The organism is Neomoorella stamsii (genome assembly GCF_002995805.1).
In the GTDB taxonomy this organism is placed as follows: Bacteria; Bacillota; DSM-521; order Neomoorellales; family Neomoorellaceae; genus Neomoorella; species Neomoorella stamsii.
The window spans coordinates 1-17,798 of the sequence record NZ_PVXL01000067.1 but is presented as its reverse complement, the minus strand read 5'-3'; the positions used below and the strand labels follow the sequence as shown (position 1 = coordinate 17,798).

The following is a 17,798-nucleotide window of genomic DNA, read 5'->3' as shown; positions in this document are numbered from 1 at the left end:
GGCTACTGCGGTCGGTTTTTCTTTTTCTCAGGACCTTTAAATAGCAACGGTTGTAAGACGGGTAAAAATTTTCAGCCGGTTTTTCCCGGCCTGGCATGGAACTTGCATTATTAAATGGATGTCTGTATCCCGGAAGTCTCTCGTGGCAGGCGGGCAAATCTACCCCCCGCCTGGAGGCATAGTAAGAGTTATAACGGAGGAGGTAACTAAAAGTGGCAGCTAAAGAACTACCAGTGGTACCCTCGGCCAGGCCGGGTACCATGGCCGCCGGGGCGGCCATGGAGCGCATCCGCGAACAGCGGCCGGTCATTGATCAACAAAAGTGTAATCTCTGTCGCGAGTGCCTGCTGTACTGCCCGGACGCTGCCCTGACGGTAGATAAAGGGGAGGTTAGGGTGGATTTGCATTTTTGCAAAGGCTGCGGTATCTGCGCCGTCGAGTGTCCCGTCCGGGCTATCACCATGGTTCCGGAATATGCCGGCAACCGGGGGGTTATTGAGAAGTAAGCAGGGAGTGAAAGAAAATGCGCCAGTTATTAAACGGGAACGAAGCTGCCGCCCATGCCGCCCGCCTGGCCCGGGTAGAAGTCCTGGCTTCCTACCCCATTACGCCGGCGGCGCCGGTTATGGAAAAGATAACGCAGTTTATAACTGAAGGCAGTCTTAAATGTAATTTTGTCCGGGTAGAGTCCGACCACAGTGCCCTGGCGGCGGCCCTGGGGGCGACCATGGCCGGGGCCAGGTCCTTTCTAATCACCAATTCCCAGGGCCTGGCCTATATGAGCGAGGTCCTCTACCATGTTTCCGGCCTGCGCCAGCCGGTGGTCATGGCCGTCGTTAATCGGGCCCTGGCGGCTCCCCACAGCCGCTTCCCGGAACACGGGGACGTGGTGGCCCAGGAGGCATCCGGGTGGGTGCAGCTCTTCTGCGAGAACAACCAGGAAGTCCTGGACAGCCTCCTCCAGGCCTTTCGCCTGGGGGAAGACGAGCGGGTGCGCCTGCCGGTAATGGTCAACTATGAGGGCTACATCCAGTCCCATACCCGGGAAACCGTGGACCTGCCGGAGCAGGAGGCGGTGGACACCTTCCTGCCCCTGGTGCGGCGGCCGGTCCTGGATGTAAATAACCCCCTGGCCGTCAATACCGTTACCGGCCCGGAACTGTATATGGACTATAAATACCACCAGGATGCCGCCCTGCAGCGGGCGGGCGAAGTCCTGCAGGAAGTCAGCGCGGCTTACGCTACCCTGGCGGGCCGGGACTGGGGCGGCCCGGTAACGGGCTACCGGCTGGAGGATGCCGCAATTGTCCTGGTGGCCATGGGCTCCCTGGTAAGTACGGCCCGGATTGCGGTTGACGCTTTAAGGGCGGCAGGGGAAAAGGCCGGCCTGCTGAAGATCCGCCTCTTCCGGCCCTTCCCGGCAGCAGCGGTACGGGAGAGTTTACAGGCAGCTCAAGCTATAGTCGCCCTGGATAAAAATATTGTCTACGGTGCAGGCGGCGCCCTGGCCCGGGAACTGCGGGCCGGCCTGTACGGCCGGACAACCGCGCCGGTTTACAGCTACATCCTGGGCCTGGGGGGCCGGGATGTGGGAGTGGAAGACCTGACCCGTATTTACCGGCAGGTGCGCGAGCAGCTGGGAGCCGGGACGGCCCCGGCATCCTATCAATGGTACGGCCTGTAGGCCGGAGGTGAGAAATTATGGAACTAATTAATAGTTTAGCTGAAGTACCAGAAACCGAGCTTTTCACCGGCGGTCACGGCGGGTGCCGCGGCTGCGGCGCGGCCCTGGCGGCGCGCCAGGCCTTGAAGGCCCTGGGCCCGCGGACCATTATTACCATTCCAGCTTCCTGTATGGCCACCATTGGCGGTTCGGGTTTAAGTACCGCCTGGGAGATACCTTTTTACCACTCCCTCTTTGAGTGTGCCCCGGCCGTCGCTTCCGGTATCCGGGCGGCCCTGGACATCCAGGGAATTAAAGATGTCAATGTCGTCTCCTGGGCCGGTGATGCCGGGACGGCCGACATCGGTTTCCAGTCCCTGACAGGGGCGGCCGAACGCCAGGAGAATATTATCCACGTCTGCTACGATAATGAAACTTATATGAATACCGGCGGCCAGGCCGGCAGTGTTACCCCTTACCTGGCGGTCACACCTGACACACCCACCGGGAAGCCGACCCCGCGGAAGGATATGCTGGCTATCATGGCCGCTCATCACCCGGCTTACCTGGCCACGGCTTCAGTCGCCTACCCCCTGGACCTGATCCAGAAATTCCAGAAGGCCAGGGAAATACAGGGCTTCCGCTATATCCACATCCTGGCCCCCTGCTTTAAAGGCTGGGGCATTAAGGAGGACCAGACGGTGCAGCTTGCCCGCCTGGCAGTAGAGTGCGGCCTGTGGCAGCTTTATGAAGAGATAGGCGGCCGGCGGCGGGTGACAGTCGTCCCGGAACGCCGTATACCGGTCGGGGACTACCTGCGGCTCCAGGGGCGCTTTAAAACCATGGATGAAGCGGCTATTGCCGCCCTCCAGGCCGAAGTTGATCGCCGCTTCCAGGAGGTGCAGTCATGATCGAAATCCGCTTTCACGGCCGTTACGGCCAGCCGGTGGCGGCCCTGGCCGGTAAAGTAGCGCAGGCTGCCCTGGCAGCAGGCAAATATGTCCAGGTCTTTGAAAACTTTGGCGCCTACCGGCCCGGAGCGCCTATGTATGCTGTGGTCCGTATTGATAATAATTTTATCCGCGAACGTTCGGCCAACGCCAGCAGCCCGGATGCGGTGGTGGTCCTGGACAACAGCTTGCTGGCGGTAACGGATGTCACTAAAGGGCTGCAGGATGGCGGCATGGTGTTGGCCATGGGGATTGGCCCTGAGGCCCTGGGGGAAAAGGGGAAGAAGTTTAAATTTACCCCTGTTGCCCCGGCGGGAGATAAACAGCAGGCCCTTCTCGCGACCCTGGAGGGGTTCTGGAGGGACCAGGGTTAGAACCCCGGGCCGCCCTGCAAGGGCCGGGGAGTGAGCGTCAATAATGCCAACTTTCACAGGAGGCCAGGTGTACCGATGAACTTTCTTTTTAAATCCCTGGCGGCTGCTGCCGGTAAAGGGCAGGTAGCGCCAGGGGAAGAGATAACCATCAACGTCGACCTCATCCTGGGCCATGACGGCAGTGCCGGCAAGGTCCTGGCCGTCTGGCCCGAGGGCGAGAGGGTGGCCTACCCGGAGCGGGTTGTTTTTACCCTGGACCACACCTTGCCGGCGCCAACGGTAGCCAGCCGGCAACTACACCAGGAAATGAAGGCCTTTGCCCGCCGGGAGGGCATCCACCTCTTTGGCCGGGGCGAAGGAGTACTCCACCAGGTGGTGGCGGAAAGATTTACCCCCCGGGCCGGGATGATCATTGCCGGCGCCGACGGCCACGTGGCCACCGCCGGGGCCTTTGGAGCGATAGCTTTTTCCCTCACTCCGGCCGAGTTGGTGCCGGTACTCCTTACAGGGCAATTGCAGCTAACGGTGCCGGAAGTAGTAATTGTGACGGTTGAGGGTAATTTGCCGCTTGGAGTATCATCGCGGGACCTGGGCTTGGAACTCCTCCGCCGGTTGGGGGGCGGCGCTCTGAAGAATAAAGCCCTTCTGTTACAGGGAGAGGGGGTGTGGCAGCTTTCTCCATCAGGACGGATGAGCGTCTGTAACTTGATAGGCGAGATGGATGGTCTTACAGGGCTGATTGTCCCGCCGGGAGAAGGGGTGGCCGTGGCTGATTTAACCATTGATGCTGCTGCCGTGGAATCCCTGGTGGCCTGCCCGCCGGCGCCGGCTAACGTTCACCCATTAAGGGAGATGACCGGCCTGCCTCTGACTCAGGTCCTGGTGGGGGGGTGCGGGAGCGGCCGCCTGGAGGATATGGAGGAACTGGCGGTCGGGCTGGGCGGGAAACCTGTCCACCAAGATATCACCCTGCTAGTAGTACCTGCCTCCCGGGCGGTCCTGGAGGAGATGGAAGCCCGGGGATTGGGCAAAGACTTACGGGAACAGGGGGCCATAATCCTGCCTCCCGGTTGTGGTCCGTGCCCGGGGCAACATGCCGGCCTGCTGGCTCCCGGCGACCGCGCCCTGGCAGCTACTGTCCGCAACACCACCGGCCGTATGGGCTCCCCAGAGGCCGAAATTTACCTGGCCTCGCCCCGTTCGGCCGGCCTGGCGGCAGCCGCCGGAGCTATTGCCGGTGGTTAACCGCCAGAAAATGGCCGGCAGGACAAAGGAGGTGATGACCTGAATTTAGCCAATCTAATATATCGTCGTAAACGAGTAATCAATTTTGAAACAACTGGGAGCAACAAAGGAGGGTAAAGTTAATGGAGGGTGTACTTCCCGTAATTTCGCTTGTAGCCCTGGTGGTTGCCATTATAATTAGTATTACTACTTCCCTTAATATTGGCACCCTGGCTATAGGGCTGTCCCTGGTTGTCGGTCACTATATTGGCGGGGAGAGCGTCAAAGATATTATAAAAGGCTATCCCACCAGCCTGTTCATCATGCTGGCCGGGGTAACTTATCTCTTTGCCATTGCCCAGGTTAATGGCACCTTGGAAAAAATAACCAAGTACGCTGTCAAAGCTGTCCGCGGCAATGTTGCTTTATTGCCCATTGCTTTCTTCTTCGTAGCTTTTGGCCTGTCGGCCATGGGGCCCGGCCAGATAACCATCTCTGCCTTAATGGCCGCGCCGGCCATGCTCTTGGCGGAGGAAGTTGGTATCTCGCCGCTCCTGATGGCCCTGGTAGTCGGTAACGGTGCCCAGGCCGGGGCCATGTCGCCCATTGCCCCTCCAGGGGTTATTACCGCCGGTTTAGTAGAAAAAATGGGCCTTACTGGAGTCAGTGGCATCCTGTGGTTGAACATGCTTATCGGGCACCTGGCGGTAGCCGTTATTGCTTATGTGCTCTTTGGCGGCCTTAAACTCTTGCGGGTCAAAGATTCCGGCCAGCGGCAAACCCTGATGAACATCCAGGTAGAACCCTTTACCCAGGCTCAACTTTTAACCCTTGGCGGCATTGGCGTTCTCATCATTGGCGCCCTCTTCTTTAAGCTGGACATTGGCCTGGGGGCCTTCCTCATTGGCGCTATTTTATCCCTGCTGAAGGTTGTCGATGAAGGGAAAGCCATTAAGGCCATGCCCTGGGGAACCATTGTTATGGTCACCGGCGTGACGGTACTGGTTAAGCTGATGGAAAAAATCGGCGGTATGGATCTGTTTGCTTCCATTATAGCCCAGATCTCCAACGCCTGGACGGTAACCCTGGTAGCCGGTTTTATTGCCGGGTTGCTTTCCGCCTATGCCAGTACCACCGGCGTTATTTTGCCGGCCTTTATCCCCTTGGCGCCAGTCTTACTAGAAAAAGTAGGTAGCACAGCCCTCATGCCCTTACTGTCGGCCATCATTGTCTGCGGCTTCCTCACTGACCTGAGCCCCTTATCAACAACCGGTGCCGTCTTCCTGGCCAATGCCGGGGAGAAGACTAACAAGACCAAACTTTTCCGGGATATGCTCATCTGGGGCCTGTCCATGTCAGTAATTGGTGCAGTCATCAGCTGGCTGGCCTTTACCGTCCTGCGCCTGCCCTGATACTTCCTCCCGCGACCGGCGGTACGTTGACTCTCTCCACCCTATTCTTTGCCAGGCAAGCCGTCCACCTTTTACAGGTGGGCGGTTTTTATTTCCTCCGGGACGCTGGCCGGATTTACCTGGTCAAAGTAATTGCTTTATGGAAACAAGGGGCGTATAATTAAAAAGTGCAACGGCGGGCTACCGTCACCCCCTGGCTCCATAAGGGAAGTGGTTATCTTGAAGGCCAAACATATCTATCTCTTGCTCCTGGTTACCCTGATCTGGGGGCTGACGTTTCCAATTATGAAGATAGGGAGCAGATATATCCCGCCTGTATCCTTCGGCGCCTGGCGTTTTTTCCTGGGGGCAACTTGCCTCTGTGCCCTGGCAGCCAGGCGACAGGGTAAGATATGGCATGCCGGGCAGGATTTCTGGCCCTTAATGCTCCTGGGTCTTTTGCAGACGACTATTATGGGTGGGGCCCTCCATTTGGGCATCAGCCTGGTAAAAAGCGGTATAACTTCCGTGGTATTGTACAGTTATCCTTTCTTCTTCACTTTTTTGGCCTTTTTACTATTAAAGGAAAACCTGACCTGGAAACAGGTAACCGGTCTAATCATTGGTTTTGGGGGACTTATCCTGGTGGTGAATCCCTGGCAGGTACATTTAACGCGGTCTGAATTCCTTGGCATCCTTGTTCTCCTGGGCGGTTCCGTCAGCTGGGGACTGGCCAGCGTTTACCTGAAAGCAGCCTTTAAAAACCAGGACAAGCTGGTGGTAACTGCTTACCAGATGCTTTATGGTTCCCTGGTGTTACTCCCTGTAGCCGCCCTGGCTGATCATGGCCTGCGCTTCTCCTGGACGCTGCCGGCTATAGGGATCATCCTCTACACTTCTATCTTCACCTCGGCCCTGGGCTTTGCCGTCCTTTTAACTATCCAGGCCCGCTACCCGGCCAGCCAGACGAGCGTTTACCTTTTCCTGGTCCCGGTTTTTGGCGTTACCTTCAGCACTCTGCTGCTAGGCGAGAAATTGACCCTGAACTTGCTCCTGGGGCTGGCCCTGGTGGCGCTGGGGATTATCACCGTGAACCTGGGGGCTACGGCGCCGGCCCGTGGAAAAGAGGGATCTGTTTTGGTCGGTAAATAAGCAGGCCCTGGCAGCAACTGTCTACCTTTCATCCTGTAGTGATGCTGCCTGGCGACATGGAGTTGGCCGGGACAAAAATGCCGGTCCGTAATTTTCCTTGACGCTCCGCAAACGGTCTGGTAAAATTATAATGTTGTTCTGGCTAATCCCGGTGAAGGGGCTATTTTTTTGCCCGGAAACAGGTTGAGGAGGGGAGACGGATGGCTGGAAAATATGATGTGGTCATCGTTGGCGCCGGCCCGGCAGGGATTTTCACCGCCCTGGAGCTGGTGCGGCAGAGAAGCGGGCTCAAAGTGCTGATCCTGGAGAAAGGCCACGGCTTAAAACGCCGGGTGTGCCCGTCCAAGGAAACGCGTTCCAGCTGCCTGCACTGCAACCCCTGCTCGGTAGTATCCGGCTGGGGAGGAGCCGGAGCCTTCAGTGATGGCAAGTTAACACTGTCGCCGGAAGTGGGCGGCTGGCTGAGTGAATATATACCGGAGCGGGAAGTTACGGCTTTAATCGATTATGTCGATGGCGTTTACCGCCATTTCGGGGCGCCGGAAAAGGTCTACGGCAGTCTCGAGGATGAGCGGATTGCAGATATCCAGCGCCAGGCAATACTCGCGGACTTGAAGTTGATCCCGGCTCCCATCCGCCACCTGGGTACCGGGCGCACCCAGGAGATCCTCCAGGCCATGAAGGATTACCTGGAGGAGCATGGCGTAGAGGTGCGCACGGACACGCCGGTTGAGGAAATCCTGGTAGATGATAACCGGGTCAGCGGGGTGGTTACCCGGCAGGGTGAAGAGATCAGCGCCCGTTATGTGGTCCTGGCCCCGGGCCGGGAAGGAGCCGACTGGCTGCGCCGGGTGGCTGCCGGGCTAAACCTGAAGCTGGCCGTCAATCCTGTGGACATCGGCGTGCGGGTGGAAGTACCGGCGGCCGTCATGGAGCACCTGACCAGCGTCATCTACGAATCCAAATTTATCTTCTACTCGCGGAAATTTGACGATCGAGTACGGACCTTCTGCATGAACCCCTATGGGGAAGTAGTGCTGGAAAATAATGAGGGCCTGGTGACGGTGAACGGCCATTCCTATGCTGACAAAAAGACTAACAATACCAACTTTGCACTGCTGGTTAGCAAGACCTTTACCGAGCCATTCAAGGAACCCATTGCCTACGGCCGTTATGTGGCCCGGCTGGCCAACCTCCTGGGCGGCGGTGTCCTGGTCCAGCGCCTGGGAGATCTCCTGTCGGGGCGGCGGACCACAGCCGATCGTCTGGAAAAGGGTCTGGTGACACCGACCCTGACCGAGGCGACGCCAGGCGACCTGTCCCTGGTCTTCCCTTACCGCCACCTGACAGCCATTGTAGAGATGCTGGCGGCCATGGATAAGATCGCACCGGGGGTTTACTCCCGGCACACCCTGCTTTATGGCGTGGAGGTTAAATTTTACTCTTCCCGGTTAAATTTAAGCCAGGAATTGGAAACAAATATCCGCGGCCTGTATGCTGCCGGTGATGGTGCCGGCGTTACCCGCGGCCTGGCCCAGGCTTCGGCGGCCGGCGTCATTGCCGCCCGGGCCATTATGGCTAGTACCCTGACCCTTAGTGATCAGGGTAAAAATTAACAAGGGTGGCGGCGGGTTGCGCCCGGCTTCCAACCGGGTGGGTATTGAAACAAACACACAAACAACAATAATATTGAAAGGCGGTGCTTGCATGGCAGCGGTAGTCCTGGTGGGAGCCCAGTGGGGCGACGAGGGCAAGGGCAAAATTACCGATTACCTGGCGGAAAAGGCCGAAGTGGTGGTTCGTTACCAGGGAGGGAGCAACGCCGGCCATACGGTCATGGTCGGGGAACAGGAGTTCAAACTGCACCTGGTACCTTCCGGTATCCTCTACCCCGGCAAGCTCTGCCTTATTGGCAATGGTGTAGTGGTCGACCCTGCCGTCCTGGTACAGGAACTGGATGGCCTGGCGGAGCGGGGTATAGATACCTCAAGTTTGAGGATCAGCGACCGGGCCCACCTCATTTTACCTTACCACAAGGGCCTGGATGCTGCCGAGGAAGAGCGCCGGGGTGAAGCCCAGATTGGCACCACCAAACGGGGCATTGGCCCGTCCTATGTGGATAAAACGGCCCGGACGGGCATCCGGGTAGGAGATCTCCTGGACTGGGAGGAATTTCGCGGGAAACTTACCCGCAATCTGGCGGCAGTCAACGAGGTGCTGGCTAAAATTTACGACCGGCCGGGTTACGACCTGGAAGTCATCTTGGATGAATATACCGGCTATGCCAGGCGCCTGAGGCCCCTCATTGCCGATACCGTCCGCCTGGTTAACGAGGCTTTAAAGGACGGCCGCAGGGTCCTCTTTGAAGGTGCCCAGGGGACCCTCCTGGACCTGGACCAGGGGACTTATCCCTTTGTTACTTCTTCCTACCCGACGGCTGGCGGGGCCTGCATCGGTGCCGGTGTCGGCCCGACGAAGATCACTAAGGTCCTGGGGGTGGCCAAGGCCTATACCACCCGGGTAGGAGCCGGGCCCTTCCCGGCTGAAGTAACGGGGAGGATTGGCGATACTTTAAGGGAGCAGGGAAGGGAGTATGGCACCACCACCGGGCGGCCGCGCCGCTGCGGCTGGCTGGATACGGTTATCTTGCGCCATGCAGCCGAAGTCAACGGCTTGACGGGCATCGCCCTGACCAAGCTGGATGTCCTGACGGGAATTGATCCTTTACGCATTTGTACCGGCTACCGTTACGGCGGCGAGATAATCCGGGATTTCCCTGCCAGCTTGAAGGTCCTGCAGCAGTGTGAGCCCGTTTACGAAGAAGTCCCCGGCTGGCAGGAAGATATCACTGCAGCTAGGTCCCTGGCGGACCTGCCTGCTGCCTGCCGCAGCTACATCCGGCGGCTGGAAGAACTGGTCGGCGTGCCCGTTCATCTCATTGCCGTCGGCCCGCGCCGGGACCAGACCATTGTGGTGGAAGATGTTTTCTAGCCCTGCCTGTAACGAAACGCCCGGCTTCGCTATTCGTCGCCGAGCCCGGGGTGGGTGGAGTTTTATAACTGGCTTGCCAGGCCAGTTCTTTTTTATTTCGGGCAAAATACTTATTGAATTGCCGCAAAAAAATGGTATAATAGAACCATCAGGTGGTCAGGCCGGACAAAATTGCCAGACCATTGCGAAGGCAACCTGCACTCGACCATTACTTGTGATGAGCGCTACCAGGAAGAAATGGAGCGGATACACCGGAATCTGGCGCCAGTGGCGTTGCCGTTATGCAGCGGCTCAAGCAGGCCCTAGACCCCCTGGGGATCTTAACCCCGGGGAAGCTGGTAGGCCCCCTTCCGGAAAAGGAGCGATCTGCCTTGAATCCTTTCGATGACCTGGCCCTGGTAGAAGAGGAAATGGCCAAATGCATGAAGTGCGGCAACTGCCAGGCGGTCTGCCCTTTATATAAAGAAACCCTGCGGGAGGCGGCGGTAGCCCGGGGCAAGGTCCAACTGGCCTACGCCTACCTCAGGGGAGAGATACCGGCCACCCACTCCCTGGCCGAGAAGTTGCTCTTTTGTCTCACCTGTATGGCCTGCGTCTCCAATTGCCCCAGCGGCGTCCGGGTCGATACGGTAGTCTTGGCTGCCCGGGCGGCTATGGTGCGGGAAAAAGGCCTGCCCTGGGTAAAAAAAGTAATCTTCCAGGGCTTGAAGCGCCCCTGGTTTTTTGACAGGGCCCTGAAAACCGGCCGCCGTTTCCAGTCCCTGCCCCTGCGTTACCGGCCTGAAATCCAGCGCTGTAACCCCCGCTTCCCCATCGGGCTGGAACTGCGGCGGGTGTTACCGCCCCTGGCCAGGAAGACCCTGAGGGAAGAGTTCCCGGAAGTGATGCAGCCGGTTAAAGCCAGGGCCCGGGCGGCCTTTTTCACCGGTTGCCTGGAAAATTATATCTACACCGATACCGCCCGGGCGGTGGTCAACGTGCTGCTGGCCAACGACGTGGAGGTTATAATCCCCCAGGACCAGCACTGCTGCGGTATCCCGACCCTGGTACATGGCGACGTCCCGGTGGCCCGGGAAATGGCCGCTTCCAACCTGCAGATTTTCCAGCGCCATAACTTTGACTACCTGGTGGTGGCCTGCGCCACCTGCGGCGAGGCCTGGAAGCATTTTTACCCGCAACTCCTCGAGAATAGCTTCCAGGGAGAGGCGGCCCGGGTCATGGCCGCTAGGACCAGGGATATCAGCGAGCTGCTGCTGGAGATCGACTACCGCCGGCCTGCCGCCGGCCTGCCCCTCAAGGTGACCTACCATGATCCCTGTCACCTGGTGCGCGGCCAGGGTATTAGCAATGAACCGCGGCAGGTTTTACGCTCCATCCCTGGCCTGGAGTTCCGGGAAATGAAAAATGCCGACCGCTGCTGCGGCAGCGCCGGTTCCTTCAGCCTGACCAATTACGACATGTCCATGCAGGTCCAGGCCCACAAAGTGGCGGCCATCAAGGCCACCGGGGCTGATACGGTAGTTACTGGCTGCCCGGCCTGCCGCATGCAGCTGGAAGACGGCCTGGCCCAGGCGGGGCTTTCGCCGCGGGTCCTCCACGTCGTCCAGGTACTGGAGCAGGCTTACGTTGTAAAAGAGGTGAGAGGCAAGAGGCAAGAGGTGGGAAAAGCTTGCGAACCGGGGCCGGAACCGGCTTGACCGGATTTTATCAGGTACCTACTTTCATATCCAACTCCCAACATCCAATCTGCAGGGAGGGTTTCCTTTGCATTCGCAGGAACTCCTTACTTCCTTCACCAATAGAGCCGAAGCCATGGGGGCCCAGGTAATCCCGGTAGCTGGCCCGGGAGAGGTTGGCCCTAAACTGGCAGAAATTTTACGCCCCCTGGGGGGAAAGATAGCCCTGGTAGATTCTCCCCTGGTGAAGACAGCAGGGGTGGAAAAGGCCCTGAGCCAGGCGGGGTTCAGTATTGAGAAGGATGGGGCCGAGTTTGCCCGCCAGGCCGATACTGGCATTGTTGAGTTTGATTATGGCATTGCCGAGACGGGAACCCTGGCCATGGACGCCACTGACCTGAAAACCCGCCTGGCGGCCATGTTGCCCCTGACCTGCGTCGCTCTCCTGCCGGTGGAGCAGTTGCGGGCCAGTCTCACGGAGGTAATCGACGCCTACCTGGCCCGGGGGACCTGGCCGGGTTATTTCACCCTGGTCACAGGTCCCAGCCGCACGGCCGACATTGAACGTAGCCTGACCATTGGGGTGCACGGCCCGGAAAGGCTGCTGATTATCCTGGTGGGCAATAACGGAGGTGACCGCCATGGCCGGTAAAGAATTCAAGCAGCGTATTCGCCGGGCTTTGGACAATGCCAGCCTGCGCGGGGCACTGGAGCGCTTTGCCGACGCTTACATTGTTTCCCGGGAGCAGGTCTATGCCGGTCGGGATTTTGAATCCTTAAGGCAGAGGATTGCCGCTATCAAGGCTGATGCCGCCGGCCGTTACGAGGAACTGGCCGACCAGTTCACCCGGGCGGTGGAGGCCCGTGGCGGCAAGGTATTCCGCGCTAAGGACGCAGCGGCCGCCAGGGAATATATCTACCAGGTAGCTAAAGAACACGGCGTTACCGATATCGTCAAGTCCAAGTCCTTTGCTTCGGAAGAGATCCACCTCAACGCGTACCTCCAGGAGCGGGGCATCAACCCCCATGAGACCGACCTGGCCGAGTGGATCCTGCAGCTCATGCCGGGAGAAAGGCCCTCCCACATGGTCATGCCGGCCATCCACCTGCCCAAGGAAGAGGTGGCCCGGGTCTTCAGCCGTTACCTGAATGAGCCGGTGGAACCGGATATTAAAAATATGGTCCGCATCGCCCGCCGGGAGCTGAGGAAAAAATTCCTGACCGCCGGCATGGGCATCAGCGGCGCCAACATTGCCGTGGCCGAGACGGGGACCATCGTCATCTGCACCAATGAAGGCAACGCCCGCCTGGCCACTACCGTCCCGCCGGTGCACGTGGCCATTGTCGGCTATGAGAAGCTGGTGCCCGGCATTAAAGATATCGTCCCCATACTGGAGGCCCTGCCCCGCAGCGGGACGGCCCAGCCCATTACCAGCTACGTGACCATGATTACCGGCCCGGTCCCGGCCTGGAAGGGGGATGGCGAAGGGATTAAGGAGCTGCACGTTGTTCTCCTGGACAACGGCCGCACCAGAATGGCTGCCGACCCGGTCTTCAAGGAAGCCCTGCAGTGTATCCGCTGCGCCTCCTGTACCAATGTCTGCCCTGTCTTCCAGCTGGTCAGCGGCCAGGTCTACGGTTATGTTTACAGCGGCGGCATTGGCAGCATCCTTACGGCCTTCTTTAACTCCCTGGAAGATGCCGCCGACCCCCAGAGCCTGTGCATCGGCTGCCGGCGCTGTGCTGAGGTCTGCCCGGCGAAGATTAACATCCCCGACCTGGTATTGAAGCTGCGGGAGCGGGTCGTCAGGAAGCAGGGCCTTTCCGGCGGCTACCGCATTGCCCTCCACGGGGTGGTGGCCAAGCCGAGACTCATGCATACCCTGCTCCGGGCCGCTGCCCATCTCCAGGGCCCGGTAACCCATGGCCGGCCCCTCATCCGGCACCTGCCCCTCTTCTTCAGCAATCTCACGGAAGGGCGCAGCCTGCCGGCCATTGCCCGGGTGCCTTTGCGGGACCGGGTGAAGGACCTGGAACGGCCCTTGAGCAACTCCCATCTCCGGGCCGCCTTCTACAGCGGCTGCGTCATTGATTTTGCCTACCCGGAGATCGGCGAGGCCGTCTATCGCGTCCTGGGCCGGGAAGGGGTGCAGGTAGTCTTCCCCCAGGAACAGGCCTGCTGCGGCGCTCCGGCAGCTTACGCCGGTGACCGGGAGACGGCGGTTAAACTGGCTAAACAAAATATTGCTGCCCTGGAAGGCGCTAGTGCTGAGGTAATCGTTACCGCCTGTCCCACCTGCGCCGTGGCCCTTAAGAAGGACTTCCCCGAGCTCCTGGCCGGAGACCCGGCCTGGGAGGGGCGGGCACAGGCCCTGGCGGCGAAGGTCAAGGACTTCACCGAACTGGTCAATGAATTGACCGGCGGGCAGCAGGAGCAACTTCAGGAAAGTAAGCCCGGCAAGCCTCCCGGGCCTGCTGCTGTCGGGACAGTCAAAGTCACCTACCATGATTCCTGCCACTTCAAGCGGCACCTGGGACTGGAGCGGGTGGCGCGTCGGGTTTTGCAGGGCCAGCCGGGGTTAGAACTGGTGGAAATGAAAGAAAGCGACCGCTGCTGCGGTTTCGGCGGCTCCTACAGTATCAAGTACCCGGAAATCAGCAGGCCCATCCTGGAGCGCAAGCTGAAAAATATTGTTGCAAGCGGCGCGGAAGTGGTGGCCGTAGATTGCCCTGGCTGCGTCCTTCAGCTCCGCGGCGGCCTGGACCAGATGGGAAGTGATGTCCAGGTTAAACACACGGCCGAGATACTTGCGACCGCTAAAGATTGAAAAGGCTACAGAAAGGGATGCAGTCACATTAATACTGATCAAATGATACCCAGTTTTCGACAACACCCGGGACAGGTAATCTCGATAGAGGTATGGTGTAAACAGGAATGAAATAAAAACCTGCAGCTCGAGGGAAACCCGTCCTTTCCGGACTTAATGCCGTCCTTAGACAAGCTGTTTTTTAGAGGTGAGGACAGAGGTGGACCTGAGGCCCATCCGGCCCAAAAAAATATATGAAGAAATCGTCCAGCAGATCAAGGACCTTATTGGCGAGGGCAACCTGAAACCCGGGGATCGCTTACCTTCGGAGCGGGAACTGTCCGAACGCCTGGCCGTCAGCCGCGCCTCCGTCCGGGAAGCCTTGAGCGCCCTGGCCGCTATGGGGGTTATCGATATCCGGCCGGGTGAAGGGACCTTTGTGCGCAATATCCGTAATGGCGCCATCGTGGAACCTCTCGCCATGGCTTTACTCCTGGACCGCCAGGCAGCCATGGAACTCCTGGAGGCCCGCCAGGCCCTGGAAGGCGAGGCCGCGCATCTCGCGGCCCGCCGCGCCGGGCCGGAGGATTTAGAAAAAATGGCCGAGATTTTAAAGGAAATGGAGCGAGACCTGCGAAAGGGCACCCTGGGAGAAGAGGCCGACCTGCGTTTTCACCTGGCCATAGCTGAAGCGGCCCGCAATTCCGTCCTGGCCAGGCTCATGCACACCGTTTCCTACACCATGCGCCAGGCCCTGCGTACTAGCCGCCAGCGTCTCTATACCACCACTGGCAACCTGGAACTGCTCTTTGAGCAGCACCAACGCATTTACGAAGCCATCAAAGCCCACAACCCCCGCGCCGCCCGGAGGGCCATCTGCGAGCACCTGCGTTTTGTCGAGCGAGAATTGCAAAGGGAATAGGAGAACTGCCGCCCGGATCTTCTTTGTCAAAGAGTCCTGGCAGTCAAAGAGGCGGGATAATATGCATTAGACCCACCGGGGACATCCAGGTGGATCTAATGAATCATATCGCCGGTTATATCTTCGGCATTATATAATGTCCAGGGATCAATGGTCAGGCAGTTTGTTTCATCCCTTTTTCCTGCTAAATCCCATGCAGCCGTATTATCCAGGATTGTTAAAGTGTTTTTAAACACATCTTTGTTTTTCAGGGGTTCAAAAACCCCATATAAGAGATTTTTCATATCGTAGCGGGTCACTTTGCCGTCAACGAACTGGCAGATAATGGCGTAATCCCTTTCTTTATCAGCATATACCTGTATTAATGCCGGTGGAATCATGTTTATCAACGCTCCTATCTGAGGGGATCAATTTTAAACAGCTCTTTCTTATGATAAGCATTATGCCAGTTATCCATTAATTCATCCTGGTGCAATAAAGTCCATGCTATAACCAAACTTGCCTGTTTTTTTGGAAGCTGGCCTTTAATAATTACCGCCTTTTGAATATCAACAATGGCATGGTATTCTCCGTATTCTACGTGGAAATGAGGCGGTAAATGTTCGTCATAAAACATTGAAATCTTGATGCCATAGAACCAGCTAATTTGTACCATAGAAAACACCTTCCCGCATTGCCTGCAAACCCCGGCCGGTACATTCTCGAAAATTATTACAGTCTCATCATTCCCTAAAAACTGCTTATGCCTGTACTCTTATTATACCATGCTATACGTATCAAAAAAGCCCCGTTTCGGGGCTTCATTCTTTCCTGGCGGAGCCGACGGGAATTGAACCCGCGATCTCCGGCGTGACAGGCCGGCATGTTAGACCGCTACACTACGGCTCCTGGTTTGGTGACCCGTGGGGGAATCGAACCCCCGTTACGAGCGTGAAAGGCTCGTGTCTTAACCTCTTGACCAACGGGCCATATGTCTGGTGAGCCATGGTGGATTCGAACCACCGACACCCTGATTAAAAGTCAGGTGCTCTACCGCCTGAGCTAATGGCCCACAGGTCACTATATTACACACTTATATCGTCCCTGTCAAGGGTACGCGATCACTCAGTTAAAATATAACCGAAGGGAGTTCGGCTCACTCACGGCGAAATCTTACCGAGGGGATGTGTATTGAGGATGTCATTAGATAGTCGCCGTGAGTATTTAAGCAATATGCATCAGCGTTACCGTCAGGCCATCTCCCGGGCCGACAAATCCCAGATAATCGACGAGGTCGTCAAAATGCTTGGGTATAACCGTAAGTATGCTATTCAAGTTTTAAATAACCCTATACCTGCCAAAAAGCCGCCTAGAAAGCGAACTAAGCCATTAAAGTATTTAGAGGCGCTTCCCGCTATCCAGCTTGTTTGGAAGGCTCTGGACTATCCCTGTGCTGAACGCCTGCATCCAGTACTGCTATCCACCGCTGAGCTCCTGGCCAGCCACGGGGAGCTTTTCCTTACGCCTCAGATACGTGAGCAGCTAGCTCAGATTAGCCGGTCTACTTTAGCCAGAAGAATAGCTAAGTGGCGCTCCCCTAAGCCTAAACGTACCCTGCCGCACCAGAAACCTGGTTCCAGGCTTCATACCGAGGTGCCAATAGAGTGCTATGATTGGGATGAGAACCGCCCCGGAGCCCTTGAAGTTGACCTGGTTGAGCATAATGGCGGTTCTTCCCTGGGCCATTTTGCCTACACAATCACCGTCGTCGATGTGGTGACGGGTTACAGTCGCCGGAGGGCTATCCTTGGCCGCGGACAGGCTGCCGTTTTTCGCGAGTTGAAAGCTATTCTTAACGAATGGCCTGTTAAGCCTTTGGGCCTGCATAGCGATAACGGTAGTGAGTTCTTAAGTGCCCAACTGATCCGTTTTTGCCAGCAAAATGGGCTTACCTTTACACGTAGCCGGCCCTACCGCAAAAACGATAATGCCCATGTTGAGCAGAAAAATCGCCAGTTCGTTCGAGAGATCGTTGGCTATGAGCGTTATGACACTCCTGAGGCCGTGACATGGCTTAATGAGGTCTACTCCTACCTGGATATCTATGTTAACTTGTTTTTACCAATGCGTAAAGTAGTTACTAAGGAACGTCGCGGTACCCATGTGCGTAAAACCTATGACATAGCTCGGACCCCTTTCCAACGCTTGATAGAGGCTGGTGTACTAGACGCTCAAACTAAGGCTAAATTACAGCGCCAACTGCAGGCAATCAATCCCCTTGCTCTTCACCGTCAACTGGAAGAATTACTGGCTAAAGGCTCTGCTAAGTCTTCTCAAGAAAATCAAGCAGTTCATTAAGCCTGTGGATATCCGCCGGTGTGAACTTGTAAACCCATGAGGCAGAAATAGCGTTTCTCCAGTAGTACCGTATAGTCCGTTATAAGTACTACCTTCTCCTCGTGATTACCTATATAGGTCCACACCCGCTTGGACAACCCTTCGCTTCGCTACGAGTTGCCCACATATCCACTGGCTCTAAGGCTGAAAGGAGATGATGAAGAATATCCATCCTTCAACTATAGCCTTTTAGGTTAGGTTTTTATTTGAGTGAGCCTTCTTCATTCGGTAAGGTTTTTATATGAGTTGACACGGGGGGGGGGGGGGGGGGG

Annotated in this window: 16 protein-coding genes and 3 tRNA genes; 14 read left to right on the top strand and 5 right to left on the bottom strand. The window is 57.4% G+C overall.

All coding sequences use genetic code 11. The features are described 5' to 3' along the window. The first annotated feature begins 212 nt into the window (after positions 1 to 212). The 13 genes from MOST_RS14260 to MOST_RS14195 all read left to right on the top strand — a co-directional run bounded on the left by MOST_RS14260 (position 213) and on the right by MOST_RS14195 (position 15,150). A complete protein-coding gene (locus tag MOST_RS14260; RefSeq protein ID WP_054937541.1) occupies positions 213 to 506 on the top strand; it encodes a 4Fe-4S binding protein in 294 nt (97 codons plus the stop codon). Between the two features lie 17 nt (positions 507 to 523). Next, complete coding sequence (locus MOST_RS14255; RefSeq protein WP_054937542.1) at positions 524 to 1,684, top strand: transketolase C-terminal domain-containing protein; 1,161 nt, start codon at positions 524 to 526, stop codon at positions 1,682 to 1,684. Between the two features lie 17 nt (positions 1,685 to 1,701). Beyond that, on the top strand, positions 1,702 to 2,574 hold the full coding sequence (locus MOST_RS14250) for a thiamine pyrophosphate-dependent enzyme (protein WP_054937543.1): 873 nt from the start codon (positions 1,702 to 1,704) through the stop codon (positions 2,572 to 2,574). Beyond that, a complete protein-coding gene (locus MOST_RS14245) occupies positions 2,571 to 2,987 on the top strand; it encodes a 2-oxoacid:acceptor oxidoreductase family protein (protein WP_054937544.1) in 417 nt (138 codons plus the stop codon). The genes MOST_RS14250 and MOST_RS14245 overlap by 4 nt, the downstream gene beginning before the upstream one ends. A 75-nt stretch (positions 2,988 to 3,062) precedes the next feature. After that, entirely contained in the window at positions 3,063 to 4,232 is a 1,170-nt protein-coding gene (locus tag MOST_RS14240) for an aconitase family protein (protein WP_054937545.1), read from the top strand. Positions 4,233 to 4,354: 122 nt separating this feature from the next. Continuing rightward, the gene (locus MOST_RS14235; RefSeq protein WP_054937546.1) at positions 4,355 to 5,623 is read left to right on the top strand and encodes an SLC13 family permease; all 1,269 of its coding nucleotides are present in this window, start codon (positions 4,355 to 4,357) and stop codon (positions 5,621 to 5,623) included. A gap of 219 nt (positions 5,624 to 5,842) precedes the next feature. Next, positions 5,843 to 6,754, top strand: coding sequence for a DMT family transporter (locus MOST_RS14230; protein WP_054937547.1), 912 nt, complete (start codon positions 5,843 to 5,845; stop codon positions 6,752 to 6,754). A 200-nt stretch (positions 6,755 to 6,954) separates the two neighbouring features. Next, positions 6,955 to 8,370 carry an NAD(P)/FAD-dependent oxidoreductase gene (locus MOST_RS14225; RefSeq protein ID WP_054937548.1) on the top strand — a complete coding sequence of 472 codons (1,416 nt, stop codon included), beginning with the start codon at positions 6,955 to 6,957 and terminating at the stop codon, positions 8,368 to 8,370. Between the two features lie 91 nt (positions 8,371 to 8,461). Continuing rightward, the gene (locus tag MOST_RS14220) at positions 8,462 to 9,745 is read left to right on the top strand and encodes an adenylosuccinate synthase (RefSeq protein ID WP_054937549.1); all 1,284 of its coding nucleotides are present in this window, start codon (positions 8,462 to 8,464) and stop codon (positions 9,743 to 9,745) included. A gap of 281 nt (positions 9,746 to 10,026) precedes the next feature. Beyond that, positions 10,027 to 11,442, top strand: coding sequence for a (Fe-S)-binding protein (locus MOST_RS14210; RefSeq protein ID WP_083476744.1), 1,416 nt, complete (start codon positions 10,027 to 10,029; stop codon positions 11,440 to 11,442). A gap of 67 nt (positions 11,443 to 11,509) precedes the next feature. After that, on the top strand, positions 11,510 to 12,073 hold the full coding sequence (locus MOST_RS14205) for a LutC/YkgG family protein (RefSeq protein ID WP_054937550.1): 564 nt from the start codon (positions 11,510 to 11,512) through the stop codon (positions 12,071 to 12,073). Next, positions 12,063 to 14,249: an L-lactate dehydrogenase (quinone) large subunit LdhH gene (gene ldhH, locus MOST_RS14200; protein ID WP_054937551.1), complete on the top strand. Its 2,187-nt coding sequence runs from the start codon at positions 12,063 to 12,065 to the stop codon at positions 14,247 to 14,249. The genes MOST_RS14205 and ldhH overlap by 11 nt, the downstream gene beginning before the upstream one ends. A gap of 199 nt (positions 14,250 to 14,448) precedes the next feature. Next, a complete protein-coding gene (locus MOST_RS14195; protein WP_054937552.1) occupies positions 14,449 to 15,150 on the top strand; it encodes a FadR/GntR family transcriptional regulator in 702 nt (233 codons plus the stop codon). Between the two features lie 95 nt (positions 15,151 to 15,245). Here MOST_RS14195 and MOST_RS14190 read toward each other — a convergent pair whose 3' ends face one another. The 5 genes from MOST_RS14190 to MOST_RS14170 all read right to left on the bottom strand — a co-directional run bounded on the left by MOST_RS14190 (position 15,246) and on the right by MOST_RS14170 (position 16,201). Continuing rightward, positions 15,246 to 15,530 carry a DUF2442 domain-containing protein gene (locus MOST_RS14190; RefSeq protein ID WP_054937553.1) on the bottom strand — a complete coding sequence of 95 codons (285 nt, stop codon included), beginning with the start codon at positions 15,528 to 15,530 and terminating at the stop codon, positions 15,246 to 15,248. A gap of 14 nt (positions 15,531 to 15,544) precedes the next feature. After that, a complete protein-coding gene (locus tag MOST_RS14185; RefSeq protein WP_054937554.1) occupies positions 15,545 to 15,805 on the bottom strand; it encodes a DUF4160 domain-containing protein in 261 nt (86 codons plus the stop codon). A gap of 156 nt (positions 15,806 to 15,961) precedes the next feature. Beyond that, a tRNA-Asp gene (locus MOST_RS14180) sits at positions 15,962 to 16,038 on the bottom strand. 5 nt (positions 16,039 to 16,043) lie between these two features. Further along, a tRNA-Glu gene (locus MOST_RS14175) sits at positions 16,044 to 16,118 on the bottom strand. Positions 16,119 to 16,125: 7 nt separating this feature from the next. Beyond that, positions 16,126 to 16,201 (bottom strand) — tRNA-Lys (locus tag MOST_RS14170). A gap of 125 nt (positions 16,202 to 16,326) precedes the next feature. Between MOST_RS14170 and MOST_RS14165 the strand changes: the two genes are divergently transcribed. Beyond that, the gene (locus MOST_RS14165; protein ID WP_054937560.1) at positions 16,327 to 17,487 is read left to right on the top strand and encodes a DDE-type integrase/transposase/recombinase; all 1,161 of its coding nucleotides are present in this window, start codon (positions 16,327 to 16,329) and stop codon (positions 17,485 to 17,487) included. Positions 17,488 to 17,798: the final 311 nt, after the last annotated feature.